This window comes from Pseudorhizobium tarimense (assembly GCF_022968135.1).
In the GTDB taxonomy this organism is placed as follows: domain Bacteria; phylum Pseudomonadota; class Alphaproteobacteria; order Rhizobiales; family Rhizobiaceae; genus Neorhizobium; species Neorhizobium tarimense.
This window is the reverse complement of sequence record NZ_JALJRA010000004.1, coordinates 93,370-117,511: the sequence shown is the minus strand read 5'-3', so window position 1 is coordinate 117,511 and position 24,142 is coordinate 93,370. Positions and strand designations below refer to the sequence as shown.

Sequence of the window (24,142 nt, the reverse complement as noted above, 5' to 3'; positions counted from 1 at the left end):
ATATGCCCTGGGAGCCGGTGTAGGCTTGTCGCAGGCTGCTGGGCGCGGCGGCGGAACCTTCCTTGTCAGCTGCCGTAGCAGCGGCAGATCGTCAGACGAGTTTGTTGATGGAGGTATCCGCAGCGGTGAATGGTAAGGCGCATCTCGGCGGGCATGACCCGGCCATTCGAGTGACATGGGAGAAACTCAGAACAAGCTTCTGGCTGGTTCCAACTCTAATGGCGGCCGCAGCGGGGGTCCTGGCCATGGCGGCCACATGGGCCGACCGTCTCTTGATCCACGCGGATCCTGCCGGCATGCCGGTGTTCGTCTTTGTTAGCACGACCAACGGCGCGCGGGACGTGCTCTCGACATTGCTGTCATCCATGATCACGATGACCAGCTTGATTTTCTCTATCACCATGGTCGTGCTGTCGCTGGCAGCTAACCAGTTTGACCCGCGTCTGATCCGCAGCTTCATGTCGAGCCCGCACACGCAGTTCGTGCTGGGACGTTCATCATGACGTCCACGTACTGCCTGATCCAACTCGGATCGGTCGGATCGACCATCCACGACAGAATGCAGGTGTTCCCGAGCGTCAGTCTGGGGCTTCTGCTGATGCTGTAAGCGTCCTCGTCCTGGTGTCCTTGCTCCAATTTCTGGCGTGATCGATTGTCTCGGAAACTCTGATCAAGCGGCTCGGCACGGAGGTCGCGGACATGGTCGCCGAACTCGATGACCTGCCCGAGGATCGCAATCAAGGGACGGCAGGGGCGTTGCCAGAGGATTTCGAGCGAGAGGCGATCTCCTTAGGTCCGCGTACGGAGGCTTTGTCCAGAGCATCGACCTGGACGGGCTAAAGGAGCTCGCCGAAGGTGCCGATGTTCTTATCGCATTCGCTTTCCGACCGGGCGACTATGTCATCTCTGACGGGGGCGGCATCAGCGTCTGCCCGGGCCGAAACTGCACGCCGAGCTTCAGGAGCGCGTCTGCAGGATGATCGCGACCGGCTCCCGGCGAACCGCCAGCCAGGATCCGGGGTTCGCCATCCGTCATCTGGTGGAGATGGTGGTGAGAGCCTCGTCGCCGGGCGTCAATGATCCCTATACGGCGGCAGCGGTGCTGGCGCAGCTCTCCGCCGGCCTGGCGCATCTCATGAAGCGCGCGCTGCCGCAATCCTTCATCACAGGCGCAGATGGACGACTGCGGATCGCCGTTCCCAGTTCGACCTATGCCACCGTTATCGGGGCGGCCTTCAACCTGATCCGGCAGGACGCCGCCGGCAAGTCGTTTGTGATCCTGCATCTCATCGAGGCTATTCTCCGCATCGCAGACCATGTCAGGCTTCCGGAACAGTGCGATGCTCTTGGGGTCAGCTTGATGCAGCTCTGGACGCCGCTCACGGCATCGACGAGTTCGACCGGCGGGCAATTTTGGCGCGTGCGGAGGAGGTGAGAACAGCCATCGATGCCGCACGCGGGCGAGCCGCCAAGCATGCTCCCTCGGCACATCGCACTTGAGGCGGAAGACTGCCGTGACGAGGGCTGCGGGACAAGCCTTGGTCTGCAAAGCTGAGCTGCTGCAACGGAATTTCCACAGGCTGCTCATCCTATAGAACGCAGTTCCTCGAAGGCTGCGGGCGGGTGCCCCATATGGGTGTCAAACGATCGGAGTATCCCATGTCCGTTGTATCCTCATCCCTTAAGCCGAGAGCCGGCAGTCTGCCGCCGCTCGGCGTTCCCGGCCTTGCCGCACTCATCGTGCTCATCGGTGGCACATTGGCGCTCGGCGCCGTTCACGGGCCGGCGCATGGTGCGCTCTTCCTCGTCGGCGGCGCGCTCGGCATCTCGCTCTATCATTCTGCCTTCGGCTTCACCTCCGCCTGGCGGGTCTTCATTTCCGAAGGCCGGGGCAGGGGCTTGCGCGTACAGATGATCCTGCTGGCGCTCACCGTCCTCCTGTTCTTTCCGTTCCTCGCGTCGGGCACGCTGTTCGGCCACGAGGCTCGCGGGTTCGTTTCGCCTGCCGGCACCGGGGTGATCGTCGGCGCCTTCATGTTCGGCGTCGGCATGCAGCTTGGCGGCGGCTGCGCCTCCGGCACGCTGTTTACCGCCGGCGGCGGCAATGCCCGCATGCTGGTGACGCTGTTCTTCTTCATCGTCGGCTCTCTGCTTGCCACCATTCATTTCGACTGGTGGACGAGCCTGCCGGCGCTGCCGCCAATGTCGCTGACCAGCCTCGGCCCCGTCACCGGGATCGCCATCTCGCTGGCGATCTTCGCGGCGATCGCGTGGCTGACGCTCAGGGTCGAAAAGCGCCGCTACGGCAGCCTTGAACAGACCCCGGCCGCGCCGCGCGAAGGCCTTGCCCGTTACCTGCGCGGTCCCTGGCCGCTGGTGGCCGGCGCAATCGCGCTGGCGCTCCTGAACTTCGCAACGCTGGCGCTTGCCGGCCGCCCATGGGGCATTACCTCGGCCTTCGCGCTCTGGGGCGCCAAGGGCGCGCAGTTGATCGGCATTGATCCGTCCGCTTGGGCCTATTGGCAGGCGCCGGGCAATGCCAAGGCTCTGTCGCAGAGCGTCTTTGCCGACGTCACCTCGACCATGGATTTCGGCATCATCGCCGGCGCCATGCTTGCCGCAGCGCTTGCCGGCAAGTTTGCGCCGAACCTCAACATCCCGCTGCGCTCCATCCTTGCCGCCGTGGCCGGCGGCCTCTTGCTCGGCTATGGCGCGCGCATCGCCTATGGCTGCAATATTGGGGCCTATTTCTCCGGCATCGCCTCGGGCAGCCTGCACGGCTATCTCTGGGCGGTTGCGGCCTTTGCTGGCAACGTGCTCGGCGTCAAGCTGCGCCCCTGGTTCTTCCTGGAACGCAGTGCCGTCCACCGCGTCGACGGCTGATCCTGCCACCGCTTCCCGCACCGCTCATGTGGTGCGGGAAGGCCGCTTTCTGACGCCGCCACCACACTGCCGCATTTCCGCTAAACTTCCGGCAGGTTTGCCTTCTAGAGGCAAAGCAGCAATTCAGGGGGCGGGGCGTAAAGATATTGGTTACCACATTTCGTCATTCTCTAATCCAATCGCCTGACGGCATGGGCTTCTCGAGCCGCCGTTCAATGCAGATGGACATGGTCGCGGGCGCGGCTTTGGCAGAATGACTGGGTAATGAGTATCATGGCGCTAGAGATCAACACGTTCGACACCTCCTCCGATTTCTCCCATCCGACACCCCGGCGCACGCGCCCCTCGCGCTTTGCGTTCGCCGGAAAGATGGTGCTTTCGACCGCAGCGCTCGGTGGCCTGTGGATCTTTGCCGCCACCTCGACCGTCAGCAGTTTCGTGCCTTCCTTGTCGTCCTTGCCGGAAAAGCCTCGTTACGATCTGGCGCTGTCCCTGAAGCCGGTAGTAGCGCCACAGCCAGCGGAAGTGGACGAGCCAGCCGCGGTTGCCCTGAAGATCAACAAGTTTGAACGCCTTTACCAGCAGCCGGCAGCACCGAAGGCCGCTCGCCTTGAGGGTGCGCAGCTCGCCGCCGTGGTTTCGAAGCGTCCTGACCCGAAGGCGCTCGCCGCTGCCCTTGGTGCCGCATTCGCCTCAGCGGCCGAGGACGAGAAGTTCGAAACGATCGCCGCCCTTCGTCCTGAGGCGGACGTCGTCAAGCAGATGCTGGGCGAGGCGATGAACCAGACGGTGGCGCTTGCGCCGCGCGTCGAGTTGCCGGAAGCCTCCATTGTCACCGCTTCCATTCCCGCCGACATCACCGAGGAAGAGGACCTGTCGGATGAGAGCGCCATCGAGACCGCTGCGATCGAGGCAGAAGAAGCTGGCCGGACCGCGGAAGTCGCGGCCCTGATGGACGATACGCTGCCGATGGAAGGTCCGCTACCGACGTCGCGCCCGCAAACGGCCGCCAAGGCGCTGGAGGCAATGGCCGTCGCCAAGCTGGCCAAACCGGAGGCCGAGCAAGAGGTCGAAGAGTCTGCTGCGACAGTGCTCGCCTATGCCCGGCCGGACAATCCGGTGAAGTCGCTGCCGAAGGCATCGCCGATCCCGGATCTAGGAACCAAGAAGATCGCGATCTACGACATCACCAACGGCGTTGTGCACATGCCGAACGGCACCAAGCTCGAAGCCCATTCCGGAATCGGCAAGATGCGCGACAATCCGAAGTACACGCATGTGAAGATGAAGGGCCCGACCCCGCCCGGGACCTACAAGCTCTCCATGCGCGAAAAGCCGTTTCACGGCGTGGCGGCCATCCGTTTGACTTCCGTTGATGGCACCCATCCGCAGGGCCGCACCGGTCTTCTGGCGCACACCTATCTCCTGCGCTCGCGCCCCGGCGATTCGCATGGCTGCGTTGCCTTCAAGAACTACGACAAGTTCCTGGCGGCCTTCCGCCGCGGCGAGATTACCCACATGGTCATCGTGCCGGAATATAACGACCGTCTGCCAGGCAAGAGCAACAACCTGCTGGTCAAGCTTTTCGGCGGCAAGGACGCCTAGCCTAGAAGATCCCGCGCCGTTCGCATGAAGATGCGGGCGCCGATCGGGATAAGATCGTCCGGAAAATCATAGTCCGGGTTGTGCAGGGCGGGGTGCGCTTCACCCGCACCAAGATAGAACATAGCCGACTTCGAGACGGTGCCGAACAGGCCGAAATCTTCTGAAGCGCGCAGTGCCTCGCCCGCTTCATGAGCGATGCCTTCCGCGTCCAGAGCCGCCCGCAACAGGTCCGCCGCCTCCGGATCATTGTCGCAATGGCTGAAGATCTCTTGATAGCTAATCTCTACCGCCAGCCCGTCCTTCGCTGCCGCTTCCCTTGCCAGCCGCTCGGCGGAATCCACCAGCGCCTGCATCTGGTCGTTCGTCGTGGTCCGCAGCGTGGCCCAAAGTTCCGCATACCCCGGCGCAATGCCGAAGGCCGGCTCGCCGAGCTGGACATGGCCGACAGTCGCAAGCACCAGATCTCCGCCGCTCACCGAACCGCGGCTCAGATCCGTCAGCGCCGGCATCAGGCTCGCGATCGCCCGCATGGGAGACGTTCCGGTTTCCGGCATGGAGGCATGCGCCGTCTTGCCGGCCAGCGCGATCTTGATGCCGCGCGAGGCGCAGTTCGCGATCCCTTCCTTCAGCCAGACATGACCGAGCGGTAGACCCGGCAGGTTGTGGAGGGCAAAGGCATAATCCGGCCGGATCTCCGCGAAACGCTCGTCGGCAATCACCGCTGCCGCGCCGGCCCCAGTTTCCTCCGCCGGCTGGAAGAGTAGAACGACGCGTCCCCGCTTCGGCCGCTCCTTGGCAAAGCCGCACGCCAATGCCGCAATCGTTGCCGTATGCCCGTCATGGCCGCACATGTGACCCTTGCCCGGGAAACGGGAGCGGTGCGGCAGGTCGGAAATCTCCTCGATCGGCAGCGCGTCGAGCTCGCAGCGGAACAGCACAGTCGGCCCTCTCTCCTCACCTTCGAACACGGCCGCGACGCCGGTGCCGCCGAGACCGGAGATCACCCTGTCCGGTGCCGTGTTGGCCAGGAAGGCCTGCACTTCCGCGGCGGTCGCCACTTCCTCGCCGGAGACCTCCGGCATGCCATGCAGCTTCTGCCGCCAGGCGGTCAGCTCAACGATATCGCGGTTGGTGAGAAACATGGCGGCCCTCCATTGCCCGTCAGCAAGAGGTAATGGGGCAGGTCGGGCAGGGCAAGCGGCAGGCTTCGCATTCTACCATTCGATGCCGATCTTGCCGAAATGCGCGCCGCTTTCTTCGTAGCGGAAGGCATCCGTCAGCTGTTCTAGCGGAAAGACGCGGTCAATCACCGGCTTGAAGAGGCCGGTATCGAGGGCGCGGACGAAACCCTTCTGGTGGCGCCGGTTGCCGACGATGATGCCGGTCAGGATCACTTGCTTGCCCATCAGCGTCGCTGTCGGCACTTCACCGCTGCGTCCCGTCAGGACGCCGATCAGCGTGATGCGGCCGCCGAGCGCCACCGCCTGGATCGACTGCGAAAGCGTGCCCGGGCCGCCGACCTCGACCACATGGTCGACGCCGCGGCCGCCGGTCCAGTCCATGATTTTCTTGCCCCAGTTCTCGTCGCGCGTGTAGTTGAGGGTGAACTCGGCGCCCATCCGGCGGGCTCGCTCCAGCTTCTCGTCGGAGGAGGAGCTGATGGCCACGCGGGCACCCATTGCACGAGCGATCTGCAGGGCGAAGATCGAGACGCCGCCGGTGCCGAGCGCCAGCACCGTGTCGCCGGCTTTCAGGTTGCCGAGCTCCACCAGTGCCCGCCAGGCCGTCAGTCCCGCCGTGGTGATGGTGGCGGCCTCGACGTGGGAGAAGTCCTGCGGCGCATGGGTGAAGGCGGTGGCCGGGCGCACGGCGTAGTCGCAGGCAAAACCGTCGATGCCGTCGCCCGGAACGCGGGAGAAGTCGCCGGAGATCGGCGGCCCGTCCTGCCAGTCGGGGAAGAAGCAGGAGACGACGTGGTCGCCGGGGGAGAACTCGCTTACCCCGTCGCCGACCTCTTCCACCACGCCGGCGCCATCGGCCAACAGCACGCGGCCGTCGCTCGGCATCCTGCCGCTTGCGACGCCATGGTCATGGTAGTTGATCGAACTGCCATGCAGCGCGACGCGGATCTCACCCGGGCCGGGCTTGCCGGGATCGGGCAGGTCGACAAGCTTCAGGGCGTCCAGGCCGCCCGGCGCGGTGACGATGGCTTTCATGGGAAACTCCTCGGCAGAAAGATCGAGGGGCCTCACCTAGCGGCGGAGGGAGAGCGGGCAAGGGGCCTGAATACTCTCTCTTTGCCTGCCCTGCGGCATCAATGGTCGAGGCCGCTGACGATCTCGAACATCTTGCCCATGCTGCCGGTCTCGGCGGCGAAGCGCAGCGGCTTGCAGCGCTCGACCACGACTTCCTGCGCCTCCGGCTGGTTGGTAAGGACGTCCATCACCTCGCGGATGAAGTCGGCAAGCGGCATGGCGGTCGGGTCGTTGGCCTGGCGTTCGCTCATCAGGGTGGTCTGCACGTAAGGCGGCACGATCTCGATCACCTCGACACTCGTGTCATTGAGCTGCCGGCGCAGGCCCATGGAATAGGAATGGATCGCCGCCTTGGTCGCGGAATAGGTGGGGGTCGCCGCCATGGGCACGAAGGCGAGGCCGGAAGAGACCGTGAGGATGGTCGCATCCTGCTGCTTGAGCAGATGCGGCAGGAGGGCTGCGGTCAGGCGGACCGGCCCAAGCAGGTTGGTGGCGATCGTTTCTTCCGCCGTCTGCAGGTAGTCGGGCGCCGTCGTGAGATCCTCGCGCTTCATGATGCCGGCATTGTTGATCACGGCATTGAGGTCCGGGTGCTCGCGCACGAGGCGCTCGGCAAAGGCCTTGATGCCCTCTGCATCGCCGATGTCGAGCGTCATGGCGATCATGCCGGGATTGGCGGCGGAGACCTCTTCCAGCGTTTCCTGGCGTCGACCGGTGATGATCACCTTGTTGCCGCGGGCGTGGAAGGCTTCCGCCAGCGCCCGCCCGATGCCGGAATTGCCGCCGGTGATGAGGATGGTGTTGCCTGTTGTCTTCATGCGTCTGTCTCCGTTCGTGGTTGCGTAACGGGAAGATATGGCGCATGCTTTCCCTTAGAAAGAAGGCACCTGGAAGTTCTATACGCACCAAAAGGGAAGTGTCTGTGTCGCAAGGCGCCGCTGGGAAAGAAAGTTCTCGCTCCACCCGCGAAATCCCGGAGGAAGTCGATCCGGCGATCGAGGAACTGGTGCGCGGCATCATCGGCCAGGTGGCAGACAAGTGGACCATGCTGATCCTGGAAACGCTCGAAGAGCAAGGAACGCTCCGCTTCACCGAAGTCGGCCGCCATGTCGGCGGCATCAGCCAGAAGATGCTGACCAAGACCCTGCGCGACATGGAACGCGACGGCCTCGTTTCCCGCACCGTCCACCCCGTCATCCCGCCGCATGTGGATTATACCCTGACCGACCTCGGCCACAGCCTCGGCGAAGCATTCTGCGGGGTGTGGATATGGGCCGAAAAGCACCACGCGACGATCGAGAGTGCGCGGGCGGCGTTTCGCGAGCGGGAAGGGCAGGGCTAGGCAGGCGTTGGCACGTGATCGTCGCGCAGTGGCTGCCAGACCGAGATCTTCCGGTCGCTCGCCAGCAGATCCGGGAGCGCCGCATGCCATTCCTCACGGTAAGAGCGGCCAAGCTGCACCTGCAACACATCGCCATGACTCCGCCATGTCTCGTGCAACAGCAAGCGATTGTCGTTCTCTGGAGCGGCGTGAAGATTAGCGCTGACGAACATCGCCTCGTGGCGCATAGCGTCCAGCACGCCATTCAAGAGTCTCAGGAAACGGTCGAGCTCGGCTGGCTTCACGTCGAACTCGATCAGATAGGTGACGCTCATCGGACGTCCCTCGCTTGCTGTTGCATCAGGGCCGCCCGTGTCTCTGCATCCGCGGGATAGAAGCACTCCAGCGCCAATTCCGAGAGGGTGACGCTGGTAGCGGTGCTGAACAGGGTCGTAGTGGAGATGAAACGCATCACCTGGTCGCTGTCCGGCAGCCGGAGCTCAAGCGGCACTGCGAGCAGCGAATGGCCGCCTGTCTCCTTTGGTGCTGGCGGCGCGGGATAGGTGGAAAGTTCCGCTAGCAACTCCGCAAGCACAGGGTCTCCTGACCCATCCATCTGCACCCGCAATCGCTCCAGCACGTGATGGCGCCATCCGCCGAGATTTGCGATCCGTGGCGCAAGTCCCTGCGGGTGGAGGCTCAGCCGCAGCACGTTGAGCGGGGGTGCCAGCATCGCAGCGTCGATCCCTTCGAACAGGGCCGTTGCCGCATCGTTCGCCTGGAGCAGCGTCCACCGCCATCGACGGCAATGGCCGGGAACGGCATGTGTCCGGCGAGGATCGCCTGCACGGTCTGCCGGATCTCCTTGAGTTCCGGCGCCTTGTAGGACGCTTCTGGATGGCGAGGTGCATAGCCCGCGGCAAGCAGCAGGCGGTTTTGGGCGCGAAGCGGCATGGAGAGCCGCTGGGCTAGCTTGAGCAAGAGGTCGCGGCTCGGTGATGACCGCCCGCTTTCGACGAAGCTGAGGTGCCGCGCGGAGATCTCGGCGTCGAGCGCGAGGTCGAGCTGGCTCATGCGTCGGCGGCTTCGCCATTCGCGCAAGACGGTGCCGACGGGGGAGGGTGGGCTGGTTAAAGGGTCTTCCTTGGTCATGCGTCGACCCTAGCAGAGGCGCAACCGAATGCGATTACCTCCGGGGTAATTGTTCGGTGCCGACAGCCGGGCCAGCCTTTAGATCCTGATCAAAGAAAGGAACACGGCATGACCGACCACCTTGCCATCGCCAATGCCTATATCGCCCTCTGGAATGAGGCGGACCACGCTGCCCGCACCGCGGCGCTTGCCGAGACCTGGGCCCCGGATGCCCGCTATACCGAGCCGCTGATGCATGGCGAGGGCCCCTCCGGCATTTCCGCCATGATCGCAGCCGCCCGCAGCCACTTCCCCAGCCACCGCTTCGACTTCTTCGGCACCCCCGATGGCCACGGCCCTTTCACCCGCTTCTCCTGGACCCTCGTCTCGCCTGCCGGCGACGAGGTCGCGCGCGGGATGGATGTGGCACGGCTGGACGCGGAGGGACGCGTAACGGAGGTGGTGGGCTTCCTGGCGAGGTAGAAATCCCCTTCACACCCGCTCCACAAACCCCTCCAGCACCCGCTTCTGCCCGGCCTTGTCGAAGTCGATGGTCAGCTTGTTGCCTTCGATCGCGGCAATGTTGCCGTTGCCGAACTTGATGTGGAAGACGCGGTCGCCAAGCGTAAATTGCGAGGGTGTTTCGGCGACGGATTTCGCCACCAGTTCGCCCTCGATGGTGCGGCCGCGCGGGCCGTTCTCGCCGTAGCCGATGCGCTCCACCGCGTGGCCGGAGCGGGTGCCCCAGTTGTCGCGGGTGGCATTCGTCTGGTTGGCCTGGGCCCGCTTCCAGCCGGGGGTGGAATAGGTGTTGGCGAAGGGATCTGCCTTGTCGAAGCGTGACTGGCCGTAGCCGCCGCGCCCGCCATAGCCGCCGTAGTTGCTCTCCGAAGCCGCGACATCGACATGATGGGCCGGCAGTTCGTCGAGGAAGCGCGAAGGCATGGTGGATTGCCACAGCCCATGGATGCGCCGATTGGAGACGAACCAGATGTGGCAGCGGCGCTTTGCGCGGGTGATGCCGACATAGGCGAGGCGGCGTTCCTCCTCCAGTCCCGAGCGGCCGCCTTCGTCCAGCGCCCGCTGGTGCGGAAAGAGGCCTTCCTCCCAGCCGGGTAGGAAGACGGTGTCGAACTCCAGCCCCTTGGCGGAATGCAGCGTCATGATCGAAACCGCGTCGAGGTCCTCGTTCTGTTCGGCGTCCATGACGAGCGAAACGTGTTCGAGGAAGCCGCGCATCGACTCGAAGGCTTCCATCGACCGGATCAGTTCCTTCAGGTTTTCCAGCCGCCCCGGAGCTTCTGCCGACTTGTCGTTCTTCCACATGTCGGTATAGCCGGACTCTTCGAGGATCTGTTCGGCGAGCTCGATATGCGGAGTCTTCTCAAGTCGTTCCTGCCAGTTCCTGAAGCTTTGAATCACGTCGAATAGCGCCTTGCGCGCCTTCGGCTTCAGCTCGTCCGTTTCGATGATCTCGCTTGCGGCGGCCAGCATCGGCACGTCGCGGGCGCGGGCGTAGTCGTGCAGCGTGCGTACCGTGGTGTCGCCGAGGCCGCGCTTGGGCGTATTCACGATGCGCTCGAAGGCAAGGTCGTCGGCTGGCTGGCACACGAGGCGGAAATAGGCCATGGCATCGCGGATCTCGAGCCGCTCGTAGAAACGCGGGCCGCCGACGACACGGTAGTTGAGGCCGAGGGTCACGAAGCGGTCTTCGAACTCGCGCATCTGGAAGGAGGCGCGAACCAGGATAGCCATGTCGTTCAGTGCATGCTTCTTGCCGTCCGCGTCGCCACGCTGCAGCCGCTCGATCTCCTCACCGACGGCACGGGCTTCCTCTTCAGAATCCCAGGCGGCATGCACCTGCACCTTCTCGTCGTCCGGGTCGCTGCGGTCGGTGAAAAGCGTCTTGCCGAGCCGCCCCTCGTTGTGGGCGATCAGGTGGCCGGCGGCGCCAAGGATGTGTTCGGTGGAGCGGTAGTTGCGCTCCAGCTTGATCACCCTGGCGCCCAGGAAGTCCTTTTCAAAGCGCAGGATATTGTCTACCTCGGCGCCGCGCCAGCCGTAGATCGACTGGTCGTCGTCGCCCACGCAGCAGACGTTCTGCGGCACGCCCTTCGGCCGCTGCGCCAAGAGCCGCAGCCACATGTACTGGGCGGTGTTGGTATCCTGGTACTCGTCCACCAGGATGTATCGGAATTTCGCGTGATACTCCTTGAGGATGTCCGGGTGGTCACGGAAGATCGCGATCGGATGAAGCAGCAGGTCGCCGAAATCGCAGGCGTTCAGCGTCTTCAGCCGATCCTGGTAGGCGCGGTAGAGCTCGCGGCCCTTGCCGTTGGCGAAGGCGCGGGCATCGCCCTCGGGAATGTCCTTCGGCGTCAGCCCCTTGTTCTTCCAGTTGTCGATCATGCCGGCGAACTGGCGGGCCGGCCAGCGCTTGTCGTCCAGCCCCTCCGCTTGGATCAGCTGCTTGATCAGCCGGATCACGTCGTCGGTGTCGAGAATGGTGAAGTCGGAGCGGAGACCCGCAAGCTCGGCATGGCGACGCAGGAGCTTCACCCCGATCGAATGGAAGGTGCCGAGCCAGGGCATGCCTTCCACGGCGCCGCCGACGAGCACGCCGATGCGCTCCTTCATCTCGCGCGCCGCCTTGTTGGTGAAGGTGACGGCAAGGATCTGGCTTGGAAAGGCGCGGCCGGTTGCGAGGATATGGGCGATGCGGGTAGTCAGCACGCGCGTCTTGCCGGTGCCGGCGCCCGCCAGCACGAGAACAGGCCCGTCGACGGTCTCGACGGCTTCCCGCTGCTCCGGGTTGAGGCCGGAGAGATAATCGGGTGCGGCACGGTTCTGGTCGCGCGCAGCCATGGCGCGGGCGGCGATTCCGAGGCCTCCGGCAGCCGGCGGGGCGGCTGGCTCGGACGCTCGGCGCTGTTCCGGCTCCTCGTCGAAGAACGGAATGTCGTCGAATACGTTACTCATGCGGCCAATGTAGTGATTCTAACCTGAAAGGCCAGAAAAGATGTTCTGCTTTCATTCCTGTGGTCCCATCCGGGCATGGCGCAATGAAGATGGACCACCCTATGCAGCCGCAATGTCTTCTGCACGCGGACGCCGCAATGCTGACATTTGCGTGAAATACCGGGAGGTTACAAATCCGTAAGGATGCAGACCCCGAATTGCATGTATAGTCCGGCCAAGACATATAGCAGGTTCATTTGTTTATTTTCCTCCACCGGAGACATTCATGCGCCTTTGGAAGCAGCTGCTGCTCAGCCTCGTCGTCATTGCCGTCGCCCTCTGTCTCTGGGCCTTACTGGTGCCGGGCGCCGGTGAGACGCTCGCCAAGATGGGCGTGCCGCAGCCAATCTTGGCCGCACTTTCTCCGCAGGTGGCCGATGGAGCGTCTGAAGGCGCGGGGGCTGGACGTGGCCAGGGTGGCGGACAAGGTGGCGGGCAGGGCAGGGGCCCCGGCGGCGGACGGGCAACGACGGTCGTCACCGAAGATGTCGCAACCGGCACGGTCAACGACCGACTTTCGGCTATCGGTAGCGGCGTGGCCATCCAATCCGTCGTTGTTATGCCGCAGGCCGCCGGCACGATCGAGGAGATCCTGGTCGAGGCCGGCGAGAAAGTTGCCAAGGGCGATGTGCTGGCGCGGCTCGACGACGACGAGCAGGTGATTGCCCGCGACCGGGCACAGGTTGCGCTCCGCAGCGCGACCGAACGCTCGGAATCGCTCAGCAATCTCCGCTCCGTGTCGCGCCTCGACGTGCTCGATGCGCAGATCGCGGAGGAAACCGCAAAACTGGAGCTTGCGGCCGCGGAGCTCAACCTGAAGCGCCGCGAGATCCTGTCCCCGATCGATGGCGTGGCGGGCATCGTGCCGGTCAATGTCGGCGACAACGTCACCACCCAGACCGCCATCGTCACCATCGACGATCGCTCCTCGCTGCTCGTTGATTTCTGGGCCCCCGAACGCTTCGCCACCGCAGTCTCGGTCGATCATCCAGTGGAGGCGACGTCGATTGCTCGCCCCGGCCAGGTCTTCACCGGCGTCGTCCATGCAATCGACAACCGCGTCGATCCCGCCAGCCGCACGCTTCGCATCCGCGCCCGCATCGACAATCCGGACGACGTGCTGCGCGCCGGCATGGCCTTCGATGTCGGCATGCGCTTTGCTGGCGATACCTATCCCGCGGTCGATCCGCTCGCCGTGCAGTGGGATGCGGAAGGCTCCTATGTCTGGCGGGTGGTGGACGGCAAGTCGTTCAAGACGCGGGTCAGGATCATCCAGCGCAACCCTGATGTGGTTCTCGTCGATGCCAACCTCTCCACCGGAGACCCGGTGGTGATCGAGGGGTTGCAGCGTGTCCGCGAAGGCGGCAATGTCCAAATCGCCGGGCAGCCGGACAAGGCGGAGGTCGCCAGCCAATGACGAATGACGAAACTCAGAAGGCCGAGACCGCCGGCCAGAGCTTTACCGCACTCTTCGTCCGGCGCCCGATCCTTGCCGCCGTTCTTAACACGCTTCTCGTGGTGGCCGGCCTTGCCGCGCTGTTCGGCGTGGAGGTGCGTGAACTTCCTGATGTAGACCAGCCGGTCATTACCGTGCGTACGACCTATGACGGTGCCTCGCCGCAGACGATCGACCAGGAACTGACCCAGATCATCGAAGGGGCCGTGGCACGCGTCAGCGGGCTCAAATCGATCTCGTCGGAATCGCAGTTCGGCTCCAGCCGCGTTACGCTGGAGTTTTCCGACACGGCCGATCTTGCCGTCGCCGCCAGCGACGTGCGCGATGCGCTCGGCGGCATCACCAACCAGTTGCCGGACGATGCCGATGAGCCGCGGATCGTCAAGGCGGACGCCGATTCCCAAGCGATCATGCGCATCGCCGTCACCTCCAGCACCATGTCGATGGAAGACCTTACGCTTCTGGTGGATAATGAGGTGACCGACCGTCTTGCCGCCGTCGACGGCGTGGCCGATGTTGAGCTCTATGGTGACCAGGAAAAGATCTTCCGCGTCGACATCAACCAAGCGGCCCTTGCCGGCCGTGGCCTGACGGTCGAGGACATCTCAACGACGCTTTCAACGGCCGCTCTCGACGTACCGGCCGGGTCGCTGGAAAGCAATCGGCAGAATATCGTGGTGCGTGCCACCGCCGACCTCACGACGCCGGAGGACTTCGAGAACGTCCTGATCAAAGATAATATCCGCCTCAGGGATGTCGCGACCGTCACGCTCGGACCGGATGACGGGTCGACCGTGCTGCGCGCCAACGGGGTCCAGGGCGTCGGCCTTGGCATCATCCGTCAGGCCCAGTCCAACACGCTCAGTATTTCGGAAGGTGTCCACGCCGCCGTTGGCGAGCTGCAGCAGAATCTGCCGCAGGGGACGCGTATTGCCGTGACGAGCGACGACGCCGTCTTCATCGAGGGTGCGCTGCACGAGGTGGAGATTGCGCTCGCGCTGTCGGCTTCCGTCGTGCTGATCGTCATCTTCCTCTTCCTGCGCGACTGGCGCGCGACGCTGATCCCTGCGCTCACCATGCCGGTCGCGCTGATCGGCACGCTGGTCGCCATCTATCTGGTGGGATTCTCGATCAACATCCTGACGCTGCTCGCCATCGTGCTCGCAACCGGCCTCGTCGTCGACGACGCGATCGTGGTCTTGGAGAACATCGTGCGCCGCCGCACGGAAGGCATGGGGCCGCGGGCCGCCGCGGTGCTGGGCACGCAGGAGGTCTTCTTCGCCGTGCTCGCCACCACGGCAACGCTGGCAGCGGTCTTCATTCCGCTCTCCTTCCTACCCGGCCAGATGGGCGGCCTGTTCCGCGAGTTCGGCTTCGTCCTCGCTTTTGCCGTGGCGCTTTCCTCCATCACCGCCCTCACACTCTGCCCAATGCTCGCGTCGCGCATGCTAGCAAAGCCGATGGAGGACAGCAATCGCGGCGCACTCGGCTGGCTCGGCGGCAAGTTTGCGAGCCTTTATGCCGGGGTGCTGCGCCGCTGCCTCGATGCACCACTCTTGGTGATCGTGGTGTCTGTCATTATCTCGGCCGCCGCCTATGGCGCCTTCGGCCTCGTGCGTAGCGAGCTGACGCCGCAGGAAGACCGGTCGATGGTGATGCTGCGGCTTTCGGCACCGGAAGGCGTCAGCATCGACTATACCCGCGACCAGCTGCAGCGGATCGAGGAGAACCTTCAGCCGCTTCGTGATTCCGGCGAGATTGAGAACATCTTCTCCATCTCCGGCTATGGCAGCAGCACCAATAGCGGCTTCATGGTGCTGACGCTCGCGCCCTGGGACGAGCGCGTGCGCAGCCAGAACGAGATCGCACAGGACGTGAATGCGGCAGCCCAGAAAGTGCCGGCGCTGCGCGGATTTGCCATCCAGTCGAACAGCCTGGGCATCCGCGGCGCCGGCAATGGACTGCAGATGGCTATGGTCGGCAGCGATCATGAGAAGCTGACGGAAGCCTCCATCCAGCTCGTTTACAAGATGGAGGACAGCGGTCTGTTCGATACGCCCCGGCTGTCCAACGAGCCGACCCAGGCGCAGCTTTCCGTCGCCTTTGACCGCGAGCGCGCCTCCGATCTCGGCATTGACATCACCGGGCTTTCAGCCGCCCTTCAGTCGCTGCTCGAGGGCCGCTCGATCGTCGATGTCTTCGTCGACGGCGAAGCGCTGCCGGTGAAGCTCACCTCCAATACCCGACCGATCGACGATCCGACGGATCTTGAAAACATCTTCCTGAAGGCCGGCGACGGCAGGATCGTGCCGATGTCGACCATCGCCACACTGCGGGAAGGCGCCGTTGCGCCCGAGCTTGCGCGCGAGCAGCAGCTGGCCGCCGTCTCCTTCTCCGGCAACCTCAAGGACGGCGTGACGCTCGGGCAAGCGGTGCAGGCGGTGGAGGAAATGGCTGAGCCGCTGCTGCCGCCGGGCTCACGCCTGATGCCGCTTGCGGAAGCGGCGACGCTAGAGGAAAACTCCTCCGGCATGCTGATGACCTTCGGTTTTGCCATCGCCATCATCTTCCTCGTGCTGGCCGCGCAGTTCGAGAGCGTGCTCTCGTCGCTGATCATCATGTCGACGGTGCCGCTCGGCCTTGCCTGTGCCGTCTTCGCGCTGGTGCTGACCGGCTCCAGCCTCAACGTCTACAGCCAGATCGGCCTCGTCCTCCTCGTCGGAGTCATGGCCAAGAACGGCATCCTGATCGTCGAGTTCGCCAACCAGTTGCGCGATCGCGGGGCGGGCGTGCGTGAGGCCATCGAGCAGGCCTGCAGCATTCGTCTGCGTCCGGTGATGATGACGATGATCGCCACCGTCATCGGCGGCGTGCCGCTGATCCTGGCGCAGGGTGCGGGGGCGGAAGCGCGTATTGCGCTAGGCTGGGTCATCGTCGGCGGCCTTGGGCTTGCAACGGCCGTGACGCTTCTGATCACGCCGGTCACGTATCTGCTGATTGCCCGCTTCGCCAAGCCGCATGTCCATGAGGAGCGGCGCCTCCACCAGGAACTGGCGACGGCGACGCGGGCGCAGGCGAACGAAGATGGCGAGCGGCCGCTGCTTGCCGCGGAATGAGTTGATCGGCCGGCGATCACATCTGCGGAACATAGTCTGACCCTGTTGGTTGGCGACAAGCGAACCAACAGGAGTTCTTCATGTCACAGCTGACGGACCAATTCATCGACGCCCTCCACCGGCTGGAAGGAGATCGCGACTTAAACGCCATGGCATCCCTGTTTTCCGAGGATGCAGAGGTGGCTAATCCTCTGATCCATCGCGAAAACGGCGGAGCACGTGCCGCCAAGGAATTTTGGTCGCAGTATCGCGACGCCTTCGATGACATCCGCTCCGATTTCAGGAGCGTCCGCGACACGGATGGCGTCGCCTTCCTCGAGTGGCACAGCGAAGGCTCGATTGACGGCCAATCCTTTCATTATGACGGCGTCAGCGTGATCGAAGAGGCCGATGGCAAGATCATAGCGTTCCGCACCTATTTCGACACCCGCCACATCCCCAACGCCCACACCCGTAGCGGCAATGGCGATGCGGCAGGCTCTACACGGAACGGAAACGCTGCTTCCGCAGGTTCGCAAGGCCAGGGCGGCGAAGCCGGTCGCGACGAGGTGGTGGAAGCGCAACGCGAGGCCGCCGAACAACGCGCCGACGGCGGCTATAGCTGAGCGGGACAAGCGAGGGCAGGTCGCAATGGGCCCGTGCACGCTGGCTGCGTGATTCAGTCAAGGATGCTGCAAGACAGCGGGCGGCATGTGGCGCTACCCATTTCGCCTCGCTTGCCGTCCAACGCTTGTGGACTTAGTATGTCGTAAGCCAAAGGAGCACACTGCAGCTAGTGTGTCCCTTGACGCTTCTCTTCTTTCGGAGGCATAGGCTCTGAAGCTTGATGTCAATCGGGCGGCGGAGGACGGGGTCGCCCGCGCGGCCACTGCTGAAAAGCAACGGCTGTGGAAGAGCAAAAATGCCGCGGGGATCTGCGCGGAAAACGAACACATCGAGAAGCACGGTCTACCGCTGCCCAATCTTCGGCAGTTTTGAGTGGCGCGTTTCGGCGTCTACCGGTCGAAGCACAGCACGCTCCTGTTACTCGACCTGCAGTCCGCTTTTCTAGACGAATTGAAGATGACAATGAGGGTAAGCCAAAACAGCACCCCGACCCGTATATCAACCACTTAACCCCATCCAGATTCACCTCACCTCAACCTGGGCCCATACTCCCCGTCCCGCCGCGGATACACCAGGTGGCGTCCTGGCGAGGTGGGGCCGGCGCTGATAGTGAAGGGACGACGTGCACCTTCATCACCAGGGTCCGCGGAAAATGGTCTCCCTCCGGCGGCCGGGGCGGAAGAAGCGCAGTCGGACCGACGTTCTTCCGATTCCCGTTATCGCGCCGGGCGTGCCTGTGAGGAACACAGGATGACGGGGCCGCGCCCTGCGGCGTTCGACGGGTGGAAACACTTTTACGGTCGCGCGGCGCAGGTGGATGACGAAGTTCAAGGGCAGTCATGGCATGAATTGCGTAAGCTGAGGGCGCCCATGACCCTTCCTCGGAAGGCGGCGTTACTGGTCCCACAAACCCCGCCATCGCAGAGAGACCGAAGTCGCGGGCACAAACCCGCCGAACCGGGCGCTGAGAGGTGCAATATAAAATTATCTTACGAGGCAGCTTTCAGCGCCCCTTCCGATTTGGAATTCGGAGATCGCCAAGGGAGGAGTGTGTCTTGCCGTCATCCTTGGGCGAACGCAGTGAGACCCGAGGACAGGGGACGAGTGTGTCCTGTCCAGCCACAATCAAGAATCCTCCAGGTCCAAATACGGTCACGACGGCATTCGCGCCTGCCCCTGCGCTGTTCTGGACAAACACCCCCACGTCGCCTAACCACTGAGCAGAAGTGCATGCGGGGAGACGATGCGATGGCGGTGAAGGATGTTCGGCCGGGGGTGAGGAACGAGGAGGGGATCGCGACGGTCCTCGGGCTTCTGAAGCAGCAGTTCGGCGAACGCTTCCAGACGGGCCAGTCCTTCCGCGAGCAGCATTCGCACACAACTACGTATCTGCCGTCGCAGCTTCCGGACGGGGTCGTGTTCGTCGAAAGCGCCGAGGACGTGAAGGCGATCGTCCGCGCCTGCGCCACCCATCGCGTTCCAGTGATTGCCTTCGGGACCGGCTCATCGTTGGAGGGGCAGGTCAATGCGCCGAGCGGCGGCATCTCGATCGACTTCTCCCGCATGAATCGCGTACTCGCCGTCAATGCCGAGGATCTCGACGTGGTGGTCGAACCCGGCGTCACCCGCGAACAGCTCAACACCGAACTGCGCGACACCGGCCTCTTCTTCCCGATCGATCCCGGTGCCAATGCGTCGATCGGCGGAATGGCCGCAACACGCGCGTCGGGAACGAACGCCGTGCGCTACGGGACGATGAAGGACAACGTCCTCTCGCTCACCGTCGTGACGGCCGACGGTGAAGAAATCCGCACCGCGCGGCGTGCCCGCAAGTCGTCCGCCGGATACGATCTGACGCGGCTTTTCGTTGGCTCAGAAGGGACGCTTGGCATCATCACCTCCATAACGCTTCGCCTGCAGGGGATCCCGGAGAAGATCGGCGGCGGCGTCTGCGCCTTCCCCACGGTGAAGGCTGCCTGCGACGCGGTGATCATGACGATCCAGATGGGCGTCCCAGTCGCCCGCATCGAGCTTCTCGACCAGATGCAGATGCGCGCCTGCAATGCCTATTCCGGCCTCTCCTATGCGGAGAAGCCGACGCTCTTCGTCGAGTTCAATGGGACGGAGCAGACGGTGGCGTTGCAGTCGGAGCAGTTTTCCGTGATCGCCCGGGAATGCGGTGGCGAAAGCTTCAGTTTCACCGCCAATGCGGAAGAGCGTAGCCGCCTCTGGAAAGCCCGACACGATGCCTACTGGGCGTCGCGGGCGCTGGCGCCGCAGCTGAACGGCCTGTCGACCGACGTCTGCGTTCCGATCTCGCGGCTGGCCGATTGCATGGTCGAAACCCAGGCGGACATCGAGGAGCACGGCTTCCTGGCGCCGATCGTCGGGCATGCTGGGGACGGCAATTTCCACGTGCTGATCCTGTTCGACGACAAGGATCCAGCCGATGTCGCTCGCGCGGAGGCCTTTGTCGCGCGGCTGAACGCCCGGGCGCTTTCCATGGGCGGCACCTGCACCGGCGAGCACGGCATCGGCCAGGGCAAGATGAGCTTTCTGGAACAGGAGCTCGGCGGTGCGGTTGATCTCATGCGGGCGATCAAGAAAAGCCTCGATCCGCAGAACATCTTCAATCCCGGCAAGATCTTTGCGCCGGCCGAGGGCATTGCCGATGCTTGACTCGCCTATGCCTCGGATGAAACTAGTGTTTTCCGGAACACAGGGAGCTTAGGCCTTGCTGGGGCGCATCCTCTTGACCTTCGGCGGACTCCTGGTCGTGGCATTGTTTGCCGCGCTGCTGGCGCCGTTCTTCGTCGACTGGAGCGATTTCCGCGTGGAGTTCGAGCAGCGGGCAAGCCGCATACTCGGCAAGAAGGTGACGGTCCATGGTGAGGTCGAGGCCGGCATCCTTCCATTTCCATCGGTGACGCTGTACGATGTGCGGGTCGGGCAGGACCAGGACGGCCAGCCGCAGGCGTCGGCCGAGCAATTTTCCATGGACATGGAGCTTGCGCCTTTCCTTTCCGGCGAGGCGCGCATCTTCGACATGCGCATCGACCAGCCGAAGGCGCGTGTCCGCATCCTTGAAGACGGGACGCTGGACTGGATGCGCGGCAGCCGGGCCGACATACCGTTGCGCACCGTGGTGATCGAGGATGTGCATATCACCGGCGGCTCGATCGAACTGATCGACGAGCAGAGCGGCCAGACGCGCCAGTTGCAGGGCCTGAACGCCGACCTGTCGGCCGGCTCGCTCGCCGGTCCGTGGCGCGGCGAAGGATATGCATCGCTCGATGGCGAAGAGGCGGCATTCACGCTGTCGACGGGGGAGGCGGACCGGACGGAGCAGAGCGTGCCGCTCAGGCTCAGGCTCCTGCCGGACGCGGCACCCATCGCGCTAACGCTCGATGGCGATCTCGCGCTCTCTGAAGACCGGCCGGCCTATGACGGCCGGTTTGCCCTCGATTTCCTGCAGGAAGAGGACGAGACGGAACCGATGGAAGCGCCGCCACCGGGACCGCGGTTGAAGGGCAAATTCGAACTGACCAATGAGCGAATCCGGGTGCCGGAATACCGGCTTGAGGTGGGGCCGCTGAACGATCCTTACGTCGTCACCGGTGAGGCGACGCTCGACACCGGCGAGCAGCCGGAGTTCCTGCTGACGGCGGACGGCCAGCAGATCGACGTCAACCGGCTCGGTAAGGGTGGGCGAGCCAAGACTGGACGCGATGCAGCTGCCTCCGCTCAACGCCGCATTCAGGCCTTCATCGACATTGCCGCCCAGATCCCGATCCCGCAGGTGCCGGGTCGCGCAAGCTTACGTCTGCCTGCGGTCGTGGCAAACGATACGACCGTCCGAGATATCCAGATCGAAGTGCGTCCCGCAGGCTCCGGCTGGACGGTCGACAGATTTGCGGCAACACTTCCTGGCCGAACCCAGGTCGAGGCCAAGGGCGCGCTGATGCTGGAGGACCGCATCTCCTTCGTCGGCGACATGCTGCTGGCGTCCAACCAGCCGTCCGGGCTTGCCGACTGGCTGTCAGGCTCGGTGGACCCGGCCATCCGGCAGCTGCGCAGCGCCGGCTTGTCGGCGCGCGTGAACCTCACGCCCGAACTGCAGCGCTTCAAGGATCTCGAACTCGCGATCGGTCCTGCGACGTTGCGCGGCAGCGTCGAACGGCACGCGCCGCCGGAGGCGACACCATCTCTGACCGTCGATCTCGCAGGTAATGAGATCGATCTCGACGCGATGCGAGCGCTCGCCTCGCTGATCACCGGCGACGATGCGGGCGCAGACGTGCTGGACCATACGGTCGCCGCCAGCCTGAAGGCGGAGCGGTTCACGGCCTTTGGGATCGCGGCCGAAGATGTGGACACGGTGTTCAAGCTTTTTGAAGGCGCGCTGTCGCTTGAGCGGTTGTCGGTCGGCGACCTGGCCGGAGCGGCCATCACCGCCAGCGGCAATCTCTCCGGCTCCCTGCTGGCCTATGAAGGCACCGGATCGGTGACGTTCCGCGCGCCCGATCCTGCGCTATTCCTGGTCATGTTACGCAATCAGCTTCCGAGACACCCGCTTCTCGAGCGCTTGGCGGAAAGCGCGCGCTGGTACTCCGGCACGGAGCTTTCGGCGGACATCACCGTCGGTGGCGACACAACAGGGGCGGCCGCTCGGATTACTGGCACCAGCAATGGCAGTGCGGTTTCGGCCGAGCTTGCCATGCCGACGCTGTTCGACGTGACGGCCGGCACTGACTTCTCGCTTTCGATGCAGCTTCAGAACAAGCAGGCCTCGGTTTTGTTCGGTCAGGCGGGATTGGAGCCGCTGCCGCTCGGCGAGGATGGCGCCGGGCGGCTGTCGCTCGATGTCCGCCAGGAAGGCGACGCTCCGGCGACAGTTGCCCTCGGCTATGACACTGACACGACGCATCTTGATCTGAACGGCTCCTTCAACCTGGCAGCCCAAAATTTCGCCACCGGTACGGGTAGCGTGACTCTGCGCTCGCAAGATCTCGAGCCCTATCTGCTGATGACCGGCTTCGGCCTGCCGCAGTTCGGCACCGGGTGGCCGGTGGAGCTCGCTGCAAACCTGGCGGTGACGCCGGAGGCCGTTCACGTGCTCGAGCTCGCGGGCCAGGTGGCGGGAAACACCGTTGCCAGCGAGTCACTCGTGATCGAGCGCACCGCCAGCGTGGCGACGCTTGCCGGGGATCTTTCGGTGGACACGCTCGACCTCGCCTGGCTCGGCGAGGCTGCCTATGGCGCGCTTGCCGATCCGGCGACCGGAGCACTGTCAGACAAGCCATTCTCCCTGCCGATCTTCGGAACGGCCGAAGCGCGGCTGCAGGTTCAGGCGAACACGTTCAGGCCCGGGGCCCTCGGCGATGTTACCGACTTTGCGGGTACCATCACCCATCGCAACGGCGGGATCGCGATCGAGGATGCCTCAGGCTCATGGCAGCGTGGGCGCATCTCCGGCCGGCTTGCCATGTCAAACGGCGAGGGGACCGGCATCTTCCAGACGCGCCTTGCCATCGAGAACGCGGATCTTGCCTCCATGGTATGGCAGGTTGGTGATGCGCCGGTTGCCACCGGCCGGCTGAACGGCACCATTTCGGCCGAGGCGACGGCGCAATCGCCGGCGCAGCTGATGGGCGCGCTCAATGGCTCGGGCGAGCTGCAGCTCTCGGATCTGGTTGTCCAGGGGATCGAGCCCGCCGCACTCCCGGCAGTGCTGGTACAGGTCGACCAGATCGAGGGTGAGCTGACGGAAGAGAAGGTACGGCCGGTCGTCGAGCAGCTCGTCCGCACCGGAGAGGCAAGGCTTGGCTCAGTCACGGTGCCCTTCACCATCACCGAGGGCGAGGTGAGGGCACAGAATGTCGCCGCCGCAGCCGGCGAGACGCGGTTGGCCGGCGAGGTCCGGATCGACCTCCTCCAAGACGCGCTGCGCGGGGAGCTTGCCGTGATCTACGCTCCGGGAGACGAGGGGCTTGCCGGCGGGGAGCCGGCGGTGCGCCTCACCTATTCGGGCAATGTGTCCGATCCGGCGGTTCAGATGAGCGTCGCGCCGTTGACGAACTTCCTGTCGCTGCGGGCCTTTGAGCGCGAGCGCCGTCGTGTTGAGGCTTTGCAGGCGAGCGTCCTGGAAAAGCAGCGGCTGCGCCGCGAGGTGGCGCTCTACCGCTATCAGGCCGCCGAGCGCGAGGCTGCACGTCTGCGCGCCGAGGCAGAGGAGCAGGCGCGGCGCGAAGAGGAGGCACGGCGCCAGGCGGAGGCTGCCGCACGGGCCGAAGAGGAGAGGGCGACTGCCGCCGCACGGGCGGCCGAGGAAGAGCGTTTGCGCCAGGAGCAGCAGAGGTCGCCGGCCTTGAGCGTGCCGCCCACGCAGGACGTGTTCCGCCAGGACCTGCCGCCGCTGACCACGACGCCCAGTATTCAGAACCTGCCGGGCGTGCAGCCTTAAACAGCGTTCTCCGCCTGGCTCTGCTGGCCCTTCAGCCAGCGCAGGACGTAGACCCGAAGTGCCGATGACAGGTTGCTGTCGGACGCGCGGTCGTCGTCGACTTCCGCAATCAGGCCGGCAATGCTGAGATTGCGTTGACCGGCAATACGTTTCAGCTCGTCCCAGAACTCGTCTTCAAGCGAGAAGCTGGTGCGATGCCCATGGAGCGTTGCAGAATGTTTGCGTATCACCAGCGCCTCCCTTCGAAGCGAAGCTGCTACTCTCACCATTCAAGCATTCAGCCCTGCG

General features: G+C 64.3%; 18 protein-coding genes and 2 pseudogenes. 13 read left to right on the top strand and 7 right to left on the bottom strand.

The genetic code is table 11. The features are described from left to right. Positions 1-107 precede the first annotated feature (107 nt). The 5 genes and pseudogenes from MUU54_RS06000 to MUU54_RS05985 all read left to right on the top strand — a co-directional run bounded on the left by MUU54_RS06000 (position 108) and on the right by MUU54_RS05985 (position 4,488). Positions 108-503 carry a DUF2254 family protein gene (locus MUU54_RS06000; protein ID WP_247243122.1) on the top strand — a complete coding sequence of 132 codons (396 nt, stop codon included), beginning with the start codon at positions 108-110 and terminating at the stop codon, positions 501-503. Between the two features lie 282 nt (positions 504-785). Next, positions 786-980, top strand: a pseudogene (locus MUU54_RS25245) (hypothetical protein); the annotation flags it as partial. Further along, the gene (locus tag MUU54_RS05995; protein WP_312038805.1) at positions 929-1,435 is read left to right on the top strand and encodes a DUF2254 family protein; all 507 of its coding nucleotides are present in this window, start codon (positions 929-931) and stop codon (positions 1,433-1,435) included. The pseudogene MUU54_RS25245 and the gene MUU54_RS05995, both read left to right, overlap by 52 nt. Positions 1,436-1,659: 224 nt before the next feature. After that, positions 1,660-2,883 (top strand): YeeE/YedE family protein, encoded by a 1,224-nt coding sequence (locus MUU54_RS05990; protein WP_247243120.1) that lies wholly within the window; start codon positions 1,660-1,662, stop codon positions 2,881-2,883. Positions 2,884-3,147: 264 nt separating this feature from the next. Next, the gene (locus MUU54_RS05985) at positions 3,148-4,488 is read left to right on the top strand and encodes a DUF2778 domain-containing protein (protein ID WP_247243119.1); all 1,341 of its coding nucleotides are present in this window, start codon (positions 3,148-3,150) and stop codon (positions 4,486-4,488) included. Here MUU54_RS05985 and MUU54_RS05980 read toward each other — a convergent pair. The 3 genes from MUU54_RS05980 to MUU54_RS05970 form a co-directional block, all read right to left on the bottom strand. Next, positions 4,485-5,630, bottom strand: coding sequence for an amidohydrolase (locus MUU54_RS05980; protein WP_247243118.1), 1,146 nt, complete (start codon positions 5,628-5,630; stop codon positions 4,485-4,487). The two genes, MUU54_RS05985 and MUU54_RS05980, sit on opposite strands and share 4 nt — an antisense overlap. 72 nt (positions 5,631-5,702) lie before the next feature. Continuing rightward, entirely contained in the window at positions 5,703-6,704 is a 1,002-nt protein-coding gene (locus tag MUU54_RS05975) for a zinc-dependent alcohol dehydrogenase family protein (RefSeq protein WP_247243117.1), read from the bottom strand. A 98-nt stretch (positions 6,705-6,802) separates the two neighbouring features. Continuing rightward, the gene (locus tag MUU54_RS05970; RefSeq protein ID WP_247243116.1) at positions 6,803-7,561 is read right to left on the bottom strand and encodes an SDR family oxidoreductase; all 759 of its coding nucleotides are present in this window, start codon (positions 7,559-7,561) and stop codon (positions 6,803-6,805) included. A gap of 104 nt (positions 7,562-7,665) precedes the next feature. On the opposite strand from MUU54_RS05970, the gene MUU54_RS05965 reads away from it, so the two are divergent. Further along, positions 7,666-8,085, top strand: a complete 420-nt coding sequence (locus MUU54_RS05965; RefSeq protein WP_247243115.1) for a winged helix-turn-helix transcriptional regulator — start codon at positions 7,666-7,668, stop codon at positions 8,083-8,085. Here the strand turns inward: MUU54_RS05965 and MUU54_RS05960 are convergent. Together MUU54_RS05960 and MUU54_RS05955 are read right to left on the bottom strand one after the other, a co-directional pair. Next, positions 8,082-8,399 carry a putative quinol monooxygenase gene (locus MUU54_RS05960; RefSeq protein WP_247243114.1) on the bottom strand — a complete coding sequence of 106 codons (318 nt, stop codon included), beginning with the start codon at positions 8,397-8,399 and terminating at the stop codon, positions 8,082-8,084. The genes MUU54_RS05965 and MUU54_RS05960 overlap by 4 nt on opposite strands. Further along, positions 8,396-9,216, bottom strand: a pseudogene (locus MUU54_RS05955) (helix-turn-helix domain-containing protein). Before MUU54_RS05955 ends, MUU54_RS05960 begins: the two are co-directional and overlap by 4 nt. A 108-nt stretch (positions 9,217-9,324) precedes the next feature. Here MUU54_RS05955 and MUU54_RS05950 point away from each other — a divergent pair. Further along, positions 9,325-9,678 carry a nuclear transport factor 2 family protein gene (locus MUU54_RS05950; protein ID WP_247243113.1) on the top strand — a complete coding sequence of 118 codons (354 nt, stop codon included), beginning with the start codon at positions 9,325-9,327 and terminating at the stop codon, positions 9,676-9,678. Between the two features lie 9 nt (positions 9,679-9,687). Here the strand turns inward: MUU54_RS05950 and MUU54_RS05945 are convergent, their stop codons facing one another. Beyond that, positions 9,688-12,174, bottom strand: a complete 2,487-nt coding sequence (locus MUU54_RS05945) for an ATP-dependent helicase (RefSeq protein ID WP_247243112.1) — start codon at positions 12,172-12,174, stop codon at positions 9,688-9,690. Positions 12,175-12,439: 265 nt separating this feature from the next. On the opposite strand from MUU54_RS05945, the gene MUU54_RS05940 reads away from it, so the two are divergent. The 6 genes from MUU54_RS05940 (at position 12,440) to MUU54_RS05915 (ending at position 23,854) form a co-directional block, all read left to right on the top strand. Continuing rightward, positions 12,440-13,630, top strand: coding sequence for an efflux RND transporter periplasmic adaptor subunit (locus MUU54_RS05940; protein WP_247243111.1), 1,191 nt, complete (start codon positions 12,440-12,442; stop codon positions 13,628-13,630). Continuing rightward, positions 13,627-16,785 (top strand): efflux RND transporter permease subunit, encoded by a 3,159-nt coding sequence (locus MUU54_RS05935; RefSeq protein ID WP_247243110.1) that lies wholly within the window; start codon positions 13,627-13,629, stop codon positions 16,783-16,785. The genes MUU54_RS05940 and MUU54_RS05935 overlap by 4 nt, the downstream gene beginning before the upstream one ends. An 80-nt stretch (positions 16,786-16,865) precedes the next feature. Next, a complete protein-coding gene (locus MUU54_RS05930) occupies positions 16,866-17,390 on the top strand; it encodes a nuclear transport factor 2 family protein (protein WP_247243109.1) in 525 nt (174 codons plus the stop codon). Positions 17,391-17,601: 211 nt separating this feature from the next. Beyond that, positions 17,602-17,763: a type II toxin-antitoxin system CcdA family antitoxin gene (locus MUU54_RS24520; protein WP_281433240.1), complete on the top strand. Its 162-nt coding sequence runs from the start codon at positions 17,602-17,604 to the stop codon at positions 17,761-17,763. Between the two features lie 876 nt (positions 17,764-18,639). Further along, positions 18,640-20,070, top strand: a complete 1,431-nt coding sequence (locus tag MUU54_RS05920; RefSeq protein WP_247243270.1) for an FAD-binding oxidoreductase — start codon at positions 18,640-18,642, stop codon at positions 20,068-20,070. A 55-nt stretch (positions 20,071-20,125) separates the two neighbouring features. Then, positions 20,126-23,854 (top strand): AsmA family protein, encoded by a 3,729-nt coding sequence (locus MUU54_RS05915; protein ID WP_247243108.1) that lies wholly within the window; start codon positions 20,126-20,128, stop codon positions 23,852-23,854. On the opposite strand, the gene MUU54_RS05910 is transcribed toward MUU54_RS05915, so the two are convergent. Beyond that, on the bottom strand, positions 23,851-24,084 hold the full coding sequence (locus MUU54_RS05910) for a ribbon-helix-helix domain-containing protein (RefSeq protein ID WP_247243107.1): 234 nt from the start codon (positions 24,082-24,084) through the stop codon (positions 23,851-23,853). The genes MUU54_RS05915 and MUU54_RS05910 overlap by 4 nt on opposite strands. Between the last annotated feature and the right edge of the window lie 58 nt (positions 24,085-24,142).